Below are 15,990 nucleotides of genomic sequence, written 5' to 3' on the forward strand. Positions count from 1 at the left end.
GAAATAACTAGTTTTAAATATGAGTAAATCAATAAAAACGGGAATTTTGTCTTTTGGTATGTCTGGGAGTTTATTTCATGCCCCATTTTTAAACTTGCATCAGGGATTTGATTTAGTTGGTGTTGTTGAGCGAAATACAAAAAAAGCACAATCAATTTATCCGAATATAAAAAGTTTTGACTCGGTAGATGAAATTTTAAATGATTCAGAAATAGAGCTACTTGTAATAAATACACCAAGTCCAACTCATTTTGAATTTGCTTTAAAAGCAATTCAAGCTAAAAAACACATATTAGTAGAAAAACCATTTACAGTTACATCAGCAGAGGCAAAGAAACTTTATGCAGAAGCAGAAAAACACAATTGTTTGCTAATGCCTTTTCAAAATAGAAGATACGATAGCGATTTTTTATCAGTAAAACAGGTAATTGAATCTGGTAAGTTAGGAGATTTAGTAGAAGTTCATTTCCGTTATGATCGCTATAATTATAATATTTCAAACAATAGAGTTAAGGAATCTAATACTCCGGGAAATGGATTGTTATATAATTTAGGTCCACATGTAATTGATGCTGCAATCGCATTATTTGGTTTACCCATTAAATGGTCAAAAGTAAAGAAAGGTAATAGGCCTAATACTCAAATTGATGATTATGCACATGTGCATTTAGAATATGTAAATGGTTTACAGGTTTTTGCAACTATGAGTTTGTTAGTGGCTGATGCACAAAAATCGTTTGTATTACACGGTACAAAAGGTTCTTATATTAAAGACCGTTGTGATACTCAGGAAATGCATTTACAATCTGGAATATTACCAAATAACCCATTATATGGTATTGAATTACCTAATCAGGAAGGAATTTTAACTACTGTTGAAGATGGTATCAAAAAACAAGAAAAAATAATATCAGAAAAAGCTTCATACTTGTCCGTATTTGAGGATGTATATCAAACCATTTATAACAAAAAAGAATACCCTATTACAAGGGCACAAATAATTAGGCAAATAGAAATTTTAGAAAACTAATAAAACTTAAAAATGTTGAATTCTAAACTAATAGTATTTTTTATATCTCTGTTAATTTCTAATATAGTGTTGGCTCAAACTCCAGTACAATTGCCAGAAAATACAGGTGATCAATATGAAATTTATAGAGATAATAGTGTTTCTGATGAGTTCAATGATAAAATATTAGACTCAGAAAAATGGGGAAGACGTAATACAGGAGGGGCATCTATTCAAGGTCACGAAAATGATGCTTCTTTAGTGATAATGGAAAAAGAAAAAAAGAATGGTAAAACCACTAAGTACGTTTCTATTAAAGCCACAAAAGAAAATGGTTCTCCAAAAACGGCAGGTTTAGTAAGTCAAGCTGCTGGTTTTTACGGTTTTTATACCGTTAAATTTAGGTTTAGAGGATTTGATACAGATGATGTTAAAGAAAAAGGTTCTGTTTGGCATCCTTCAGTTTGGTCTGCTACTGGGAATTATACAAATGAAAAGAAACGATCTTCGATAAAAAATAGTGCTTTTTGGACAGAAATAGACCTTATGGAATGGGAAAATGGACCAAATGGTTGGAGTAGTGATGCACCAGCAAGATTTAGAGATAGTAAAGGTGTTAAAAGAAAAGTGATTACTAAAGGAAAAGGTGCAGAAAAAGCAATTATGACTAAAGGTCCTTTTCAAACTTATGATCCTGTTTGGCAAACTTTAGGTTTGGAATATACTCCGGAGTATATAAAACTTTGGCAATGGAAAAATGATGAATGGGTTCATATGGGCAAAAGGGTAGTGAAGTTTGTTGATGAAGATGAAACAAATCCAGAAAGTAAATATACCATTAACACTATTGGGAAAAATGCAAGGAACCCTGCCTTTTGGTATTTAGGAAATATAGTTGCAGGCTATGTGTTAGAGAAAGTTGAAAAAGGAATAAACAAGCATACCATAAATGATTTATCTGTAGATTTTGATTTCTTTAGATATTATCGTCATAAAAGTTTAGAAAATACCGATTGGGATTGGGAAAATGGCCTAAAAAATGGTGGAGGAGAAGTTCAAAAGGATTTTTCTGAAATTGAAACTGTAAAAAATTAAAGAATTGAAAAAATGAAACAAGCTCTCTATATAGTATCATTGATTTTAATGCTTGTTATATCTTCTTGAAAAATAAAGTAAAATGAAAATAAATATATTAAAATATAGTGTGCTAGTTCTGTTTTGTTTGTCTGCTTTTAAAAGTATTGGCCAAAACAATTCAAACAAAAACATCATTCTAATTATTACGGATGATCATGCGTATCAAGCAATCAGTGCTTATAATGATCGGTTTGCTAAAATTGCTCCAACTCCGAACATTGATAAATTGGCAAATGAGGGAGTTCGTTTTGATAGAAGTTATGTTGGGAATTCTATTTGTGCACCGTCAAGAGCAACCATGTTAACGGGTAAGCACAGTCATTTAAATGGAATTACAACATTGAAAGAAAAGTTTGATGGAAGTCAGCCAACCATTGCTAATATTCTACAAAAAAACGGCTATGAAACTTCTTATTTTGGAAAATGGCATTTAAAAAATAAACCCGTTGGTTTTTCAAATTGGGATGTGTTAATTGGACAAGGAGATTATTACAATTCAGATTTTAAAACGGAAGAAGGAATTACTAGAAGTAAAGGTTACGTAACGGATGTAATTACTGATAAAGCAATTAATTGGTTAGATAATCAACGTGAAAAAGAGAAACCTTTTATGATGATTGTTGGTCATAAAGCACCACATGCAAATTGGTTGCCACCGGTTAAATATTTAACTTCTTTTGAGGATGTTGAAATTCCAGAACCAAAAAATTTGTTTGATATACATAGTTCTAATGGTTTAGGAACCAAAGAAACTGATATGACTATTGAAGAAATGCCAATGGGTTGGTATTGTCAACTTTGGACAGAGAAGAAAGAACAACCAAACAGGTATGAAGATTTAGGAGGATCTTTATGGAAACGAGCTTATGGTAGATTATCTATAGAAGAAAAAGCAAGTTTTGATAAAGTATTTAATGCTGAAAATGAATCTTTTACAAAAGCGAACCTTAAAGGAAAAGAATTAATTCGTTGGAAATATCAACGAATTATGAAAAACTATTTAGGCTGTATAAAATCTGTTGATGACAATGTTGGTCGAATTACAGATTATGTAAAAAAGGCTGGTTTAGAGGATAACACCTTAATTATTTATGCATCAGATCAAGGGTTGTTTTTAGGTGAACACGGTTGGTATGATAAGCGTATGATGTATGAGGAAGCTTTTAGAACTCCATTAATTGCGTATTGTCCTTCAATTAGAACAAAAGGAGTTGTGAGTAAACAATTGGTTCAGAATATAGATTATGCACCAACTATGTTGGATTTTGCAGGAATAGAAATTCCTTCGGAAATGCAAGGAGAGAGTTTAATGCCAATTATAAAAAATAAGAAAGCTAAAAACTGGAGAAAAAGCTTGTTCTACCAATATTACGATTATCCTGGAGGACACGATATTCAAAAACATCAAGGAGTAGTAACTAAAAGATATAAATTGATTTATTTTTATGAAATTAATGAATATGAATTTTACGATTTGAAGAAAGATCCTTCCGAAATGAAAAATGAATATTCTAATTCAAAATATAAAAAAGCAATATCAGAATTAAAAAAAGAATTAATAAAACTTCGTAAAACATACAAAGTTCCAACAATAGAATCATAATGTATAATTTAAATAATAACAGAATGAAATATTTAGCAACGTTAGCAATCGCATTATTAGTCTTCGTTTCTTGCGGAGAGAAACCTAAAAAAACGATAGAAAAAGAGACAACCCAAAAAGAAGTAGATTTAAAAATTGAATTTGGAAAAGTAGCTCAAAAATCAGTTTTTAGTGGAGGAGATGAAATAAGTATTTGGGGAGGTTCAGTAGTAAAAGGAGAAGATAATTTATATCATATGTTTTATTCTCGTTGGCCAAAAAATATCGGTTGGGAGTGGGTTAATTATTCTGAAGTTGCACATGCAGTTTCAAAAGATCCATTAGGGCCTTACAAACATGTAGATATAGCATTAAAAGAACGAGGAGAAGGTTTTTGGGATGGTTCTGCAACTCATAATCCAACGGTTCATAAAATGAATGGAAAGTATTACATCTATTATATGGGGAATTTTGGGGATAAAAAAATTGTAAGTGTTCCTGGAAAAGCTAAAATTAATTGGATGCATCGTAATAATCAACGTATTGGAGTTGCTGTAGCTGATAATCCAAACGGACCTTGGAAAAGATTTGACAAACCAGTATTGGATATCACTTATAATAATGATGATGCATCGGATGCTTTAATGACCTCTAATCCTTCTGTTTGTCAAATGACGGATGGTAAAGTTTTGTTGATTTATAAAGCTGTGGGTAAAAAATTCCCAATGCCAAATGGTGGTCCAGTTGTGCACATGGTTGCAATTGCAGAAAGTCCGACAGGACCTTTTGTTAAACAGAAAAAATTGGCTTTTGAAATTAAAGGAGAACGTTTTCCTGCAGAAGATCCATATATCTGGTACCAAGACGGAAAATACAGAGCGATTGTAAAAAGAATCAAACATGAAAAGCAAGCGAATGGTAAAGAGAAAAGAATGTTCTCATTAGTACAATACGATTCTAAAGATGGATTAGATTGGAAACCGTCAAAATATCATGAAATTTCAGAAAGAATCGTTACTTGGGAAAACGGTAGAGTACAACAATTTAAACATCTAGAACGTCCTCAGGTAATTGTTGAAAACGGAGAAGCGATAGCTTTAACGTGTGCTGCAGATACAATTGTAAATAAAGTGAGAAATTCTTTTAATATTCAAATCCCATTAAAAATAACTAAAGAAAATGCTAAAAAATAAAATATCTACACTGCTTTTTTGTGCGCTAACTTCTATTGTTTTCGCTCAAAAAAAACCGAATATCGTTTGGATTAATTCTGATGATTTAGGTATAGAATTAGGATGCTACGGAAACAAGGATGTAAAAACACCTCATATAGATCGTTTGGCAGAAGAAGGAACAATGTTTATCAATTCTTATGCAAACGCACCTATTTGTTCCATAAGTCGTTCGTCTATGATTACAGGGGTTTATGCTCCTACCGTAAACTCTCATGATCATAGAACTATAAATATGACTGAATTGCCTGCCGGAATTATTCCTGTTACAGAAATATTTAAAAAAGCAGGTTACTATGTTACTAATGGTAGCTCTGAGTACAATTTAAAGAAAAGAGGAAAGGAAGATTATAACTTTAAAACCAAAGTTAAATATGATGGTTTTGATTGGTCTGGTCGTAAAAAAGGACAACCGTTCTTTGCCCAAATTCAGATTAGGGACCCACACAGAAAGTTTGTTGATAATAGCCAAAATATTGTAGACCCAAGTAAAGTTACTTTACCAGAATGTTATCCTGATTATCCGATACTGCGTGCAGATTGGGCTGCTTATTTAGCAAGTGTACAACATGCTGATGACCAAGTTGGACAATTTATGGACAGACTTAGAGCAGAAGGAGAATTAGAAAATACTGTTGTTTTCTTTTTTGGAGACAATGGTAGACCTCATTTAAGAGACAAGCAATTTTTATATGAAGGTGGTTTAAAAGTACCAATTATTGTACGTTACCCTAAATCGGTAAAAGCCAATGCTGTAAATAAAAATTTAGCAAGTTTAATTGATGTTACGGTATCGTCTTTAGATATGGCAGGAATTGAAGTGCCTGAATACATGCACGGAAAAGTTATTGTTGGTAAAAATGCCGTAAAAAGAAAATATGTATATGGATTTAGACAAAGAGCTGGTGATGCTGTAGAAAACATGAGAAGTATTACTGATGGTAAATTCAAATTAATATGGAACAGAACTCCAGATAGACCTTGGATGCAATTAACAAGTTATAAAAAGTTAGAATATCCTGCTTTTGCATTGTACCAAGTTTTAGACAGACAAGGCAAGTTAGAATATCCTTATAATTTATTTATGAGAATTACCAAGCCTGTCATTGAATTGTACGATTTAAAGAAAGACCCGATGGAATTTAATAATTTGGCGGATACTAAAAAATATCAAAAAATTAAAGACGAATTATTTAACAACCTAAAAACGAACATGGTTGTTTGGGAAAAAAACATGATTTCAGAGGATGCAGCTACCATCAACAGAGCTAAAGAAGGTTCTAAAAAATATTATAAAAATTCTTTAAAAAAGAATAAACCAGGGTTAAGTCCAGATGCTAGTTATGAAGAAATTTTAAAAGATTGGGAAGTTCGTCTTTTAGATAAAAAAAACTATTACCACATAAAGAAGTAATATGAGAAAATATGTTAAGCATGTTTTATTTACATCATTTTTACTAGTAGTAATAAGTGTGTGTGGTCAGAAAAAAAATACTGCAACAGTTGCGTTTCCATACACGGTTTCCGAAGAAACTGGAAAAAGGGAAATGAGCGAGGCTATGAAACGTAGTTTTGAAAATTATGAAGGTATTCATCCTGCAGAGAATGAACTGTATTCACAGTTTAAGTACACACAATTAAAAGGGTTTAATTATAACGGACACAATGGAACGATTTCGCGTCGTGACCCTTCAAAGATTATTTATGAAAATGGAAAATATTATGTTTGGTATACATATAGAAATACAATAGTTCCTCCCATTGGTTCAAAAAGAGCAGATGAAAGTACAGAAACCATTCCCTCAACAGATTGGGATTTGTGTGAAATTTGGTATGCAACAAGTGAAGACGGATTTACTTGGGAAGAAAAAGGAGTTGCGATTCCTCGTCCTCCAAAACCAGAAGTTGGTTGGCGTTCAGTTTCAACTACCGATATTTTAAAATGGAAAGGTAAATATTATTTGTATTATCAAGGGTTTATGGAAGCTAGTGGTAAAAGTGGAGATCATTGTCCGGTTGCAATGTCTTATTCAGATAGTCCAAACGGCCCTTGGACTGCCGTAAAAGGAGCTGTAATTGAAAATGGGGCAGAAGGAGAATGGGATCAATATGCAATTCACGATCCTTATCCATTAATTCATGATGGAAAAGTATATATTTATTACAAATCTGCTTTTAATAGACCAGGAAATGTTTGGGTAGCAGGAGGCTTGGCTATTGCCGATAATCCTATGGGACCTTTTAAAAAACATCCTTTAAACCCTGTTTTAAATTCAGGACATGAAGTTGCTTTATTTCCCTTTAAGGAAGGTGTTGCAGCTTTTGTAATTAAAGATGGAAATGAGCATAGTACGATTCAATATGCAAAAGATTGGGTAAATTTTAAAATTGCTGCCGTAAGTGAGCTGTTTCCATATGCACCTGGTCCTTATGTTCCGGATGCTTTTACAGATACTAAAGATGGTAGAGGTATTACTTGGGGATTGAGTCATTTTATCAATGCTAGCGGAAGCTCAAAGACTGCGCATTCAATTTTAGCAAGATTTGATTGTGATTTGAGTAGAGATATCAATGATAAAGAAATGAAACATACTAGAAATAATTTTAGACCAGAGATTTATTTTTCAAAAGGATTATCTAGAAAGCAAAAAGAAAGAATTTTAAAGAATAACAAATAGTTATGAAGCATTTCGTTTTTACGTTAATTATTGGTGGTTTACTAAATTTTACAATTTCTTGTAAGGGGCAAAAAGAATCTACAGATTTTAAAATTGAATTGGGAGAAGTTGCTTTAAAATCAAAATTTGTGAGCGATACCATGAGTATTTGGGGAGGCTCTATTGTTAAGGGTGATGACGGATTGTATCATATGTTTTATTCTCGATGGAAAAAAGAATTGGGTTGGGCTTGGGTAACACATTCCGAAATAGCGCACTCTGTTTCTGAAAGCCTTTTTGGGACTTTCAAATTTAAAGACGTAGCATTACCAATTAGAGGTGCTGAGTTCTGGGATGGTTTGTGTACGCACAATCCCACGATACACAAATATGACAATAAATATTATCTGTATTATATGGGGAATACAGGAGATGGCGTAGTTACAGGAGAACCTGGAAAAATAAAGCTAAATGTATCTCATAGAAATGGTCAACGTATTGGTGTTGCCGTTGCAGATAATCCAAGTGGACCATGGGAAAGACTAGATACACCTATTATAGATGTAACTAATGATGACAATGCTTTAGATGCCTTAATGACAAGTAATCCATCAATAACTCAAAAACCAGATGGCACTTACCTAATGGTTTATAAAGCGGTGGGTAAAAAGAAACCAGGAAAGTTTGGAGGACCTGTTGTGCATTGTGTTGCAACCTCTAAAAGTCCTACGGGGCCGTTTGTGAAATATAATAAACCTGTGTTTTTAGCAAAAGGGTATGATTTTCCTGCAGAAGACCCTTTTATTTGGTATCAAGATGGAAAATTTAGAGCAATTTTAAAAGATATGCATGGTGCATTTACAGATGCTGGTCAGGCTTTAGTATTGTTTGAATCAGTAGATGGTTTTGATTGGACTTTGTCTAAAAACGCACTGGTTTCAACATTACAAATAAAATGGGAAGATGGAACAGTTCAAAAAGTAGATCATCTAGAACGACCTCAGATTTATATTGAAAACGGTAAACCTATAGCATTGGTGTGTGCGTCTGATATAAAAGATGAAAATGGAGTTCTACACTCATTTAACGTACAAATTCCTATAAAAGTAACAAAAGAAGAACGTAAATAATATGAAAACGCTTTATTATCTTTTAATCCTATTTTTTATCCTTTCATCTTGTCAAAATTCACAAGAAAAAAATACTGAAACTAAGATTTCATTGAATGGAACATGGCAGTTCTTAGCTTCAAACGAGGTGAATGAAAGTGATGTGTTTAAAGAACAGAGTATTCAGTTGGATACGATTAAGGTTCCTGGGAATTGGGATACTCGTAAGCGTTATTCAGAATATGTAGGTAAAGGATATTACCAAAAGCAATTTGAAATACCTAAAAATTGGAACGGAAAGCAAATACGCTTAAAATTTAATGCAGTTTATGAAACAGCTAAAGTTTGGTTAAACGGCAATTTGTTAGGAGTGCATGTTGGCGGTTATACTCCGTTTGATTTTAATATTACAGATAAAATAGATTTTAATAAATCCAATTCTATTGTTGTAATGGCAGACAATACCTATAAACGAGGTGCTTGGTGGGCTTGGGGAGGAATTAGTAGAGATGTAACTTTATATGCAAATGAAGAGGTAAGAATTGTTTATCAACATATAACTTCTGTGCCAAACTTTGAAACAAAAAAAGTAGATTTTACCATTAAGTATAAATTAGAAAATAGTAGTAAAAAGGATATTTTAACAAAGATATATGCTAGTATTGATGGTATATATGCTGATTCTTTAGCAATTAGTGTTAAGGAAAATTCGACAACTATTTCCGAAGTTAAATTTCAAAAGGAACTTTCTAAAGTAAAACTTTGGGGTTTTAATTCTCCTAACTTGTATCAATTAAATAGCGCTCTAAAGATATTTGGAAATGAGGTTGATTTGGCTCAGGATAAATTTGGCGTTCGCAAATTTGAAGTTCGTGGTGAGCAATTTTATTTAAATAATATAGCGGTTAGAATGAATGGTGTAAATAGAGTACACGACCATCCGGATTATGGAAATACAGAGCCAGACCATTTGGTTAAAAGTGATTTGTTGGATATAAAATCTTTAGGTTGTAATTTTTCAAGATTGATGCATGCACCGCTTTCAAAAAACATCTTGAAGTTTTGTGATAGTATTGGATTTTTATTGGTTGAAGAAATTCCTGTTTGGGGAGATAATGATCCACAATCTTATCCTAATAACCCACAAACAAAACAATGGTTAAAAGAAATGATTGAAAGAGATTATAATCACCCAAGTATTGTAGGGTGGAGTGTTGGTAACGAATTACACGACACAAATTCATCTTGGAAAGAAAAGGTTTTATCAGAAGGACAATATGGTTATGTCAATTCAATGTTAGATTATATTGACGAATTAGATACTTCAAGATTAAAAACATATGCATCTTTAAGTGCATACAGAGGAGGTACTCTTGAAAACGAACCATTTGATAAGATAGATTTTATATCCATAAATAGTTATGGTGATGCTGTTGAGCATGCACAAACTACACATGAGAAATTTCCAGGGAAACCAATTTTTATTTCAGAAATTGGAAAAGGTCAAATTGGGCCTGCTCCAGAAGCTAAATTAAGTGATGAACTTGTGGGATATATAAAAGGACTTAAAGATTTACCTTACGTAACAGGATTGTCAATTTGGAGTTATAACGATTATAGAAGTAATTATAAAGGAACTCCAGAATCAGGTTTTAGAGAATGGGGTATTGTTGATGAGCGACGAAATAAAAAGAAAGCTTATTATCAATTGAAAGAAGTTTATAAAGCGTGGCAAGAATAAAAAAGGATATTCAATTATGGCACGTTTTGATTGCGATTTAAGTTTAGATTACCACGAACCATTGTTAAAGAAAACAGGTGTTTGGCACAATCCAGAAGTTTATTTTAAACAAGGAATGGGAAGCATTGGTAAAAATCCAGAAGGGAGGTAATTAAGTTCTTTAACTAGAAAAAAGTCATTTTAATCGTAACAATATGAGGGTTTTAAATACTAAAATAGTGCGATTCCTTTAACGAATGCCTTTTTGGTGAAAGGTTTAAAGAAAAAGGGTTTGCCTAAAGATGCTACTAATGAAGAAATACTAAAAGACTGGGAAAGAGTGATTTTTAACTAATAAAGTTCATTTGTTATCCTTTTCGGATCATTTATGTGGTTGTTTCTTCGTTGTCTGCTTAAACCTTTTATTAAATTACATTGTCTAATTAATGATAAATAAAAACATTAAATTTATGAAAAAATTAGTACAAGCTTTAGTATTGTTCCTTTTTGTGTTTAATTTAAATGCTCAAAAAAATAAACCAAATATTCTTTGGATTATGACAGATGATCAAAGAAAAGATTCGAATGCCTATTTTAATGAAATAACGACTGGTACAAAAGAAAGCCCACTTGGGTATGTAGAATCGCCAAGTTTAGATAAGTTGGCTAAAGAAGGAGTTGTTTATCCAAATATGCATTGTCAATCTCCTGGTTGTGCACCTTCAAGAGCGGGAATAATTATGGGGAAATATTCTTTTAGATCGGGAGTTTATGGTTTTGAATATTTTCATAACAATCCAGATTTCTTTTCTCAATTATTACCAGATGCGATGGTAGATCAAGGATATCAAACAGTTTTGTTTGGTAAAACAGGTGTTCGATTAAAAGGATACAAGTCTAAAAAGCCTAAAGAAGAAATGGGCTATTATCAACAATATGTAGATTACGGACAAGATTTAAGACGTACAGGAAATACAGATTGGGATAATACTTCTGTTTGGGGAAAAGTTAACGGAAAAGGACAAAAAGTAGATTCTAGAGTTAATTTTTATTATCCTGATGGTACGCATAAATCTTTTTCGAGGTATGAAACCATTTCCGATGCAGAGAAAAAAGTAAAAGCAGAAGTAGAAAAAGAGTTAGATATTTTATATGCGTATACTAGAAGTACAGAAGATTTGATTATTGGTGGGGTAAATTCTATGCCAGCAGGAAAAACATTAGACGGAAACATACTAACGGAGTTTGTGAGTTATTTAAAGAATGAAAATAAAGGCTATAAAATTTTAAATGGTAGAAATTTTCAAGGAGTTGATTCTAGTAAACCAGTTTTTGCAAATTTAAGTTTCCATTTTCCGCATACGCCAGTAATGCCTCCAAAAGAATTTAGAGATCGTTTTAAGGATAAGGTGTATGAAATTCCTGAATTCGATAAAAAGGAACTAAAAAAACTTCCGAAGCAATTACAAGACTACTATAAGAAAACCAAAATTGACGGTTTAAAATACGAAGAAAAGCAACAAGCCATTAGAGATTATTATGCGTTTTGTGCTTATGGCGATGATTTAATTGGAAAAGCGGTTGAAGAATTTAAAGCATATAGTAAAAAACATAAACAAGAATATGTAATTGTCTATGTCTGCGGAGACCATGGATGGCAATTAGGAGAACAAGGTGTAGAAGGAAAGTTTTCTCCTTGGGATTTATCAACACATACAACTGCAATTGTGGTTGCTTCTGATAAAAAAACATTTCCGGCAGGCAAAGTATATGATGGTTTTACAGAATATGTAGACATCATGCCTACAATACTTGCTGCAGGTGGAGCAGATTTATCAGAAAAGAAATTCGACTTTTTAGATGGTTATGATATGGGAGCTGTTTTAAGTGATAAAAAATTAAAACGAGATTATATTATTGGTGAAATAAATCATGTTGTTGGGCCAAGAGCCTATATCAAAACAAAAGATTTTACTTTTTCTATGCAAACCAGACCTCATAGAGGTAAAGCGAGTAAAAAATATCCGCCAAATGTAAATATCAAATGGGGAATAGATGCGCCTAGAGAAGAAGTGCAAATGGCTTTGTATGATTTACGAGTGGATAGCAAAGAAAGAAATAATGTTGCCAACGATAAAGAGTATGTTGCATTGGCAGATTGGTTTCGTAAAAAATTAGGGAATATTGTTTTGGGTGATGGTAGAGTAGAATGCGATTGGACAAAAGGAAATGACTTTAATATAAGCAATTTTGCTAAAGGAGCTGATGATAAAAGAATTGATATTCCAAATAAAATAATTCCAAAAAAATAATTAGATATGAAATTTAAAGCGATAACATCAATACTATTTTTTACAATTTTCACGAGCGCAGTTTTTGCTCAAAAAGACAAACGACCTAATATTTTAATCATACTTTCTGATGATCAAGGTTGGGGAGATGTTGGTTTTAACGGAGGAAAAGACATTCCAACTAAAAACTTAGATAAATTGGCTAACGAGGGAGTTATTTTTAGTCAAGGTTATTCGTCACACCCATATTGTAGTCCGAGTAGAGCGGGTTTAATGTCGGGAAGATATCAACAAAGATTTGGACACGAAAACAATCCTGAAAACACTAAACAAGGAGAAGATACCGTAATTGGTTTGCCTGTTAATGAGTTGATGATTTCAGAATTGCTTCAAAAAAACAATTATGAAACTTGTGCTATCGGAAAATGGCATTTAGGAAATGCTAAGAAGTTTTTACCAAATAATAGAGGGTTTGACGATTGGTTTGGTTTTAGCGGTGGTGGTTTTAATTACTGGGGAAAAACAAATCCAAAGAATAGAGAACTTGGAGTAATGAGAGATGGAAAATTGGTTCCAGAAGATCAATTAACATATCTAACAGATGATTTTTCTAATGAAGCCGTAAAATATATCGATGGATATTCGAAAAGCGAAAAACCATTTTTTATGTATTTAGCATATAATGCGCCTCATGGACCTATTCAAGCCACAAAGGAATATACTGATATGGTAAAACATATAGAGTTTGGTGATAGAGCGGCTTATGCTGCTATGGTTGCAGGTATGGATGTTGGTATTGGTAAGGTTATTGCTAAACTAAAGGAAACTGGAGAGTATGAAAATACGTTAATATTTTTCTACAGTGATAATGGAGGACATTCTAACGGAGCAAGTAGTGCTCCTTATCGTGGACATAAAGGAATGATGTTTGAAGGTGGAATTCGTGAACCGTTTGTAATCTCTTGGCCTAAAAAAATAAAAGGGAATAGAGTGTATGACAAACCAATTATTGCCTTGGATATTTTTCCTACAATTTTAGCCGCAGCAGGAATTGAAAAACCAGCAACTAAAGAATTAGACGGAGTAGATTTACTACCAATTTTAACAAAAAAGAACAAGTCTTTAAAAGAAAGAACTTTGTATTGGCGTTATGCTGGTGGCGAAGGATATGCTGTTAGAGATAAAAATTATAAATTAATTTATTCGTATTATAAAAAAGATATTTTTCTGTTTGATATGGAAAAAGACGAATTAGAAAATAATAATTTGGCAAGTCAATTTCCGGATGTCGTAAACAGATTAAAAGCTAAATATGAAATCTGGTCTAAAGACAATATTGCTCCTTTATGGGAAGATGCACATTTACAGAACTGTGATAAACAAGAAGCAATAAGACAAGCTTTTATAGACAAGGCTATTTCTGGTGATAAAAATAAAAAGAATTTAAAACATTAGAAATGAAAAATATTGTAACAAGTTTGTTTTTTGCGGCTACTTTATTAGCAGCTGCACAACAGAAACAAAAGCCAAACATTATTGTTATTTTGGCTGACGATATTAGTGCAAGAGAAATGCCTATTTACAAATCAGATACATGGAGTCCACCGACTGGAGGAGACACGCAAGATGTAAAATACAGAGCAAACACACCTGTTTTAGATAGAATTGCAGAAGAAGGTTTATACATAAAAACTGCTTGGGCCGCTGTCGTTTGTTCTCCAAGTAGAGCAATGATGATGACAGGTCGTTATGCACATTTGCACAAATGGTGGGGGAATAAAACCACAGGAAAATATAGTGATGAAAACGGAAAAGTAGGAACTTATCCTTTTTACGAAAGTTCTCCCTTAAATATTGGTGTAATTGCCAAAAAAGGAGGTTATACTTCTATTTGGGCAGGGAAAACGCAAATGCGTAATCCTAATTTAGACAAATATGGATTTGATGAAGGAGTATTTACTCCAGGAGAATCTAGTATGGAAGGAGAAAATCCTTACACAGATTTTAAAATTGAATTGAAAAAAATAGATGGGAAGAAACAAATAATCAATAATGATACAGGAGAAGAATCTACAACCTATGCACAATCTGGTTGGTATTGGAAACCTCACGTAATGTTAATGAACAATCCAACATCTAAAAAAGAATTTGAATGGTGGCCAAACACTAAAGAATCTAAAAAAGAATACGGTTTAAACACGTATGGTCCAGATGTAGAATTAGAGTTTATTTTTGATTTTATGGAACGTAAAACCAAAGAAAAGAAGCCGTTTTTTGTGTACCATACCACGCATTTAGGTCACGATGGATTTGATTTTTATCACCCAGAAACAAAAACTAAATGGCCTGGAACTCCAAAAATTGAATGGAAAAACGGTAAATACGTAAGGACTCAACCAAATGTTACCGGAGATAAAGGTGTTTACAATACACATAATACGGTAACAGAACCGGGAATTCACAATCATATCAATTACTTAGATTATCAAATGTCTTTGTATTTACAGAAGTTAAAAGACTTGAAAATTGATAAAAATACCATTGTTATTTTTTGTGCTGATAACGGAACAAGTGGTTATGGTAAAAATAGTGCCGAGTCTCAAAAAGGAACACATGTTCCATTTATAGTATATGCTCCGGGTTTAAATTTAACCAAAAAAGGAGAACAAGATGTGTTGGTTAACTTAGCAGATGTATTGCCAACAATTGCTGAAATTGGAGGTGTTACGATTCCTGAAGATTATGAAATTAATGGCGTTAGTTTGCTACCTTTTTTAACAACCAATAAAAAAGAACATAGAGAATGGATTTATGGTTACAAAGACGGACAACAAATTATTAGAAGTAAAAACGTGTTAAAGGACGGATTTGATAAATGGTATGATGTAAGTAGTACACCATCAGATTTAATTTTCTATCCTGTGATTAAAGATTGGAGTGCTGTTTCTAAGGATTTAAAGAATGAAAAAGCAGTATTAGAAAAAGTATTACCACAATTCAACACATTTAAAACTGCTAGACACGGACCGTTAACAGAGAAGCAAAAGCTACAAGTTGAAAAACAGGAAGCACAAAAAATAGCACAGAAAAAAGCGTTAAAAGCAAAAAATAAAGCGAAGAACAAAGGCAAAAAAAATAAAGGAAAAAAGAAACATTTAAACGAATAAATATATAAAATCATCAAAAAGAATCTGTAATTAATATTGCAGATTTTTTTAAGTTTAAACCCCTCGGAAACGTTTCCGAAGATAAA

The 15,990-nt window shown here is 32.5% G+C and carries 12 protein-coding genes; all 12 read left to right on the top strand.

Going from position 1 to position 15,990, the window contains the following annotated elements; genetic code table 11:
• Nucleotides 1–19 precede the first annotated feature (19 nt).
• The 12 genes from JOP69_RS02170 to JOP69_RS02220 all read left to right on the top strand — a co-directional run bounded on the left by JOP69_RS02170 (nt 20) and on the right by JOP69_RS02220 (nt 15,904).
• On the top strand, nt 20–1,030 hold the full coding sequence (locus JOP69_RS02170; RefSeq protein ID WP_203393076.1) for a Gfo/Idh/MocA family oxidoreductase: 1,011 nt from the start codon (nt 20–22) through the stop codon (nt 1,028–1,030).
• A gap of 12 nt (nt 1,031–1,042) precedes the next feature.
• Entirely contained in the window at nt 1,043–2,104 is a 1,062-nt protein-coding gene (locus JOP69_RS02175) for a hypothetical protein (RefSeq protein WP_203393075.1), read from the top strand.
• An 82-nt stretch (nt 2,105–2,186) separates the two neighbouring features.
• Nucleotides 2,187–3,749 carry a sulfatase gene (locus JOP69_RS02180; RefSeq protein ID WP_203393074.1) on the top strand — a complete coding sequence of 521 codons (1,563 nt, stop codon included), beginning with the start codon at nt 2,187–2,189 and terminating at the stop codon, nt 3,747–3,749.
• A gap of 23 nt (nt 3,750–3,772) precedes the next feature.
• Complete coding sequence (locus tag JOP69_RS02185) at nt 3,773–4,921, top strand: glycoside hydrolase family protein (protein WP_203393073.1); 1,149 nt, start codon at nt 3,773–3,775, stop codon at nt 4,919–4,921.
• Complete coding sequence (locus JOP69_RS02190) at nt 4,908–6,374, top strand: sulfatase (RefSeq protein ID WP_203393072.1); 1,467 nt, start codon at nt 4,908–4,910, stop codon at nt 6,372–6,374. The genes JOP69_RS02185 and JOP69_RS02190 overlap by 14 nt, the downstream gene beginning before the upstream one ends.
• A 1-nt stretch (nt 6,375) precedes the next feature.
• Nucleotides 6,376–7,638, top strand: a complete 1,263-nt coding sequence (locus JOP69_RS02195) for a glycoside hydrolase (protein WP_203393071.1) — start codon at nt 6,376–6,378, stop codon at nt 7,636–7,638.
• 2 nt (nt 7,639–7,640) lie between these two features.
• Nucleotides 7,641–8,747 carry a glycoside hydrolase family protein gene (locus JOP69_RS02200; protein ID WP_203393070.1) on the top strand — a complete coding sequence of 369 codons (1,107 nt, stop codon included), beginning with the start codon at nt 7,641–7,643 and terminating at the stop codon, nt 8,745–8,747.
• A 1-nt stretch (nt 8,748) separates the two neighbouring features.
• Nucleotides 8,749–10,467 (top strand): glycoside hydrolase family 2 protein, encoded by a 1,719-nt coding sequence (locus JOP69_RS02205; RefSeq protein WP_203393069.1) that lies wholly within the window; start codon nt 8,749–8,751, stop codon nt 10,465–10,467.
• Nucleotides 10,468–10,483: 16 nt separating this feature from the next.
• The gene (locus JOP69_RS18710; protein ID WP_284041377.1) at nt 10,484–10,618 is read left to right on the top strand and encodes a hypothetical protein; all 135 of its coding nucleotides are present in this window, start codon (nt 10,484–10,486) and stop codon (nt 10,616–10,618) included.
• A gap of 298 nt (nt 10,619–10,916) precedes the next feature.
• Nucleotides 10,917–12,758 (top strand): sulfatase-like hydrolase/transferase, encoded by a 1,842-nt coding sequence (locus JOP69_RS02210; protein WP_203393068.1) that lies wholly within the window; start codon nt 10,917–10,919, stop codon nt 12,756–12,758.
• A 6-nt stretch (nt 12,759–12,764) separates the two neighbouring features.
• The gene (locus JOP69_RS02215; RefSeq protein WP_203393067.1) at nt 12,765–14,192 is read left to right on the top strand and encodes a sulfatase; all 1,428 of its coding nucleotides are present in this window, start codon (nt 12,765–12,767) and stop codon (nt 14,190–14,192) included.
• 2 nt (nt 14,193–14,194) lie between these two features.
• Nucleotides 14,195–15,904 (top strand): sulfatase-like hydrolase/transferase, encoded by a 1,710-nt coding sequence (locus JOP69_RS02220; RefSeq protein WP_203393066.1) that lies wholly within the window; start codon nt 14,195–14,197, stop codon nt 15,902–15,904.
• Nucleotides 15,905–15,990: the final 86 nt, after the last annotated feature.

Origin of the sequence: Polaribacter sp. Q13 (assembly GCF_016858305.2) — a bacterium.
Taxonomy (GTDB): Bacteria; Bacteroidota; Bacteroidia; order Flavobacteriales; family Flavobacteriaceae; genus Polaribacter.

What these genes read in the sequence shown, in the direction of transcription:
- JOP69_RS02175 (WP_203393075.1), top strand. Translation starts at nt 1,043, where the DNA reads ATGTTGAATTCTAAACTAATAGTATTTTTTATATCTCTGTTAATTTCT.
- JOP69_RS02185 (WP_203393073.1), top strand. Translation starts at nt 3,773, where the DNA reads ATGAAATATTTAGCAACGTTAGCAATCGCATTATTAGTCTTCGTTTCT.
- JOP69_RS02200 (WP_203393070.1), top strand. Translation starts at nt 7,641, where the DNA reads ATGAAGCATTTCGTTTTTACGTTAATTATTGGTGGTTTACTAAATTTT.
- JOP69_RS02195 (WP_203393071.1), top strand. Translation starts at nt 6,376, where the DNA reads ATGAGAAAATATGTTAAGCATGTTTTATTTACATCATTTTTACTAGTA.
- JOP69_RS18710 (WP_284041377.1), top strand. Translation starts at nt 10,484, where the DNA reads ATGGCACGTTTTGATTGCGATTTAAGTTTAGATTACCACGAACCATTG.
- JOP69_RS02220 (WP_203393066.1), top strand. Translation starts at nt 14,195, where the DNA reads ATGAAAAATATTGTAACAAGTTTGTTTTTTGCGGCTACTTTATTAGCA.
- JOP69_RS02180 (WP_203393074.1), top strand. Translation starts at nt 2,187, where the DNA reads ATGAAAATAAATATATTAAAATATAGTGTGCTAGTTCTGTTTTGTTTG.
- JOP69_RS02205 (WP_203393069.1), top strand. Translation starts at nt 8,749, where the DNA reads ATGAAAACGCTTTATTATCTTTTAATCCTATTTTTTATCCTTTCATCT.
- JOP69_RS02190 (WP_203393072.1), top strand. Translation starts at nt 4,908, where the DNA reads ATGCTAAAAAATAAAATATCTACACTGCTTTTTTGTGCGCTAACTTCT.
- JOP69_RS02215 (WP_203393067.1), top strand. Translation starts at nt 12,765, where the DNA reads ATGAAATTTAAAGCGATAACATCAATACTATTTTTTACAATTTTCACG.
- JOP69_RS02210 (WP_203393068.1), top strand. Translation starts at nt 10,917, where the DNA reads ATGAAAAAATTAGTACAAGCTTTAGTATTGTTCCTTTTTGTGTTTAAT.
- JOP69_RS02170 (WP_203393076.1), top strand. Translation starts at nt 20, where the DNA reads ATGAGTAAATCAATAAAAACGGGAATTTTGTCTTTTGGTATGTCTGGG.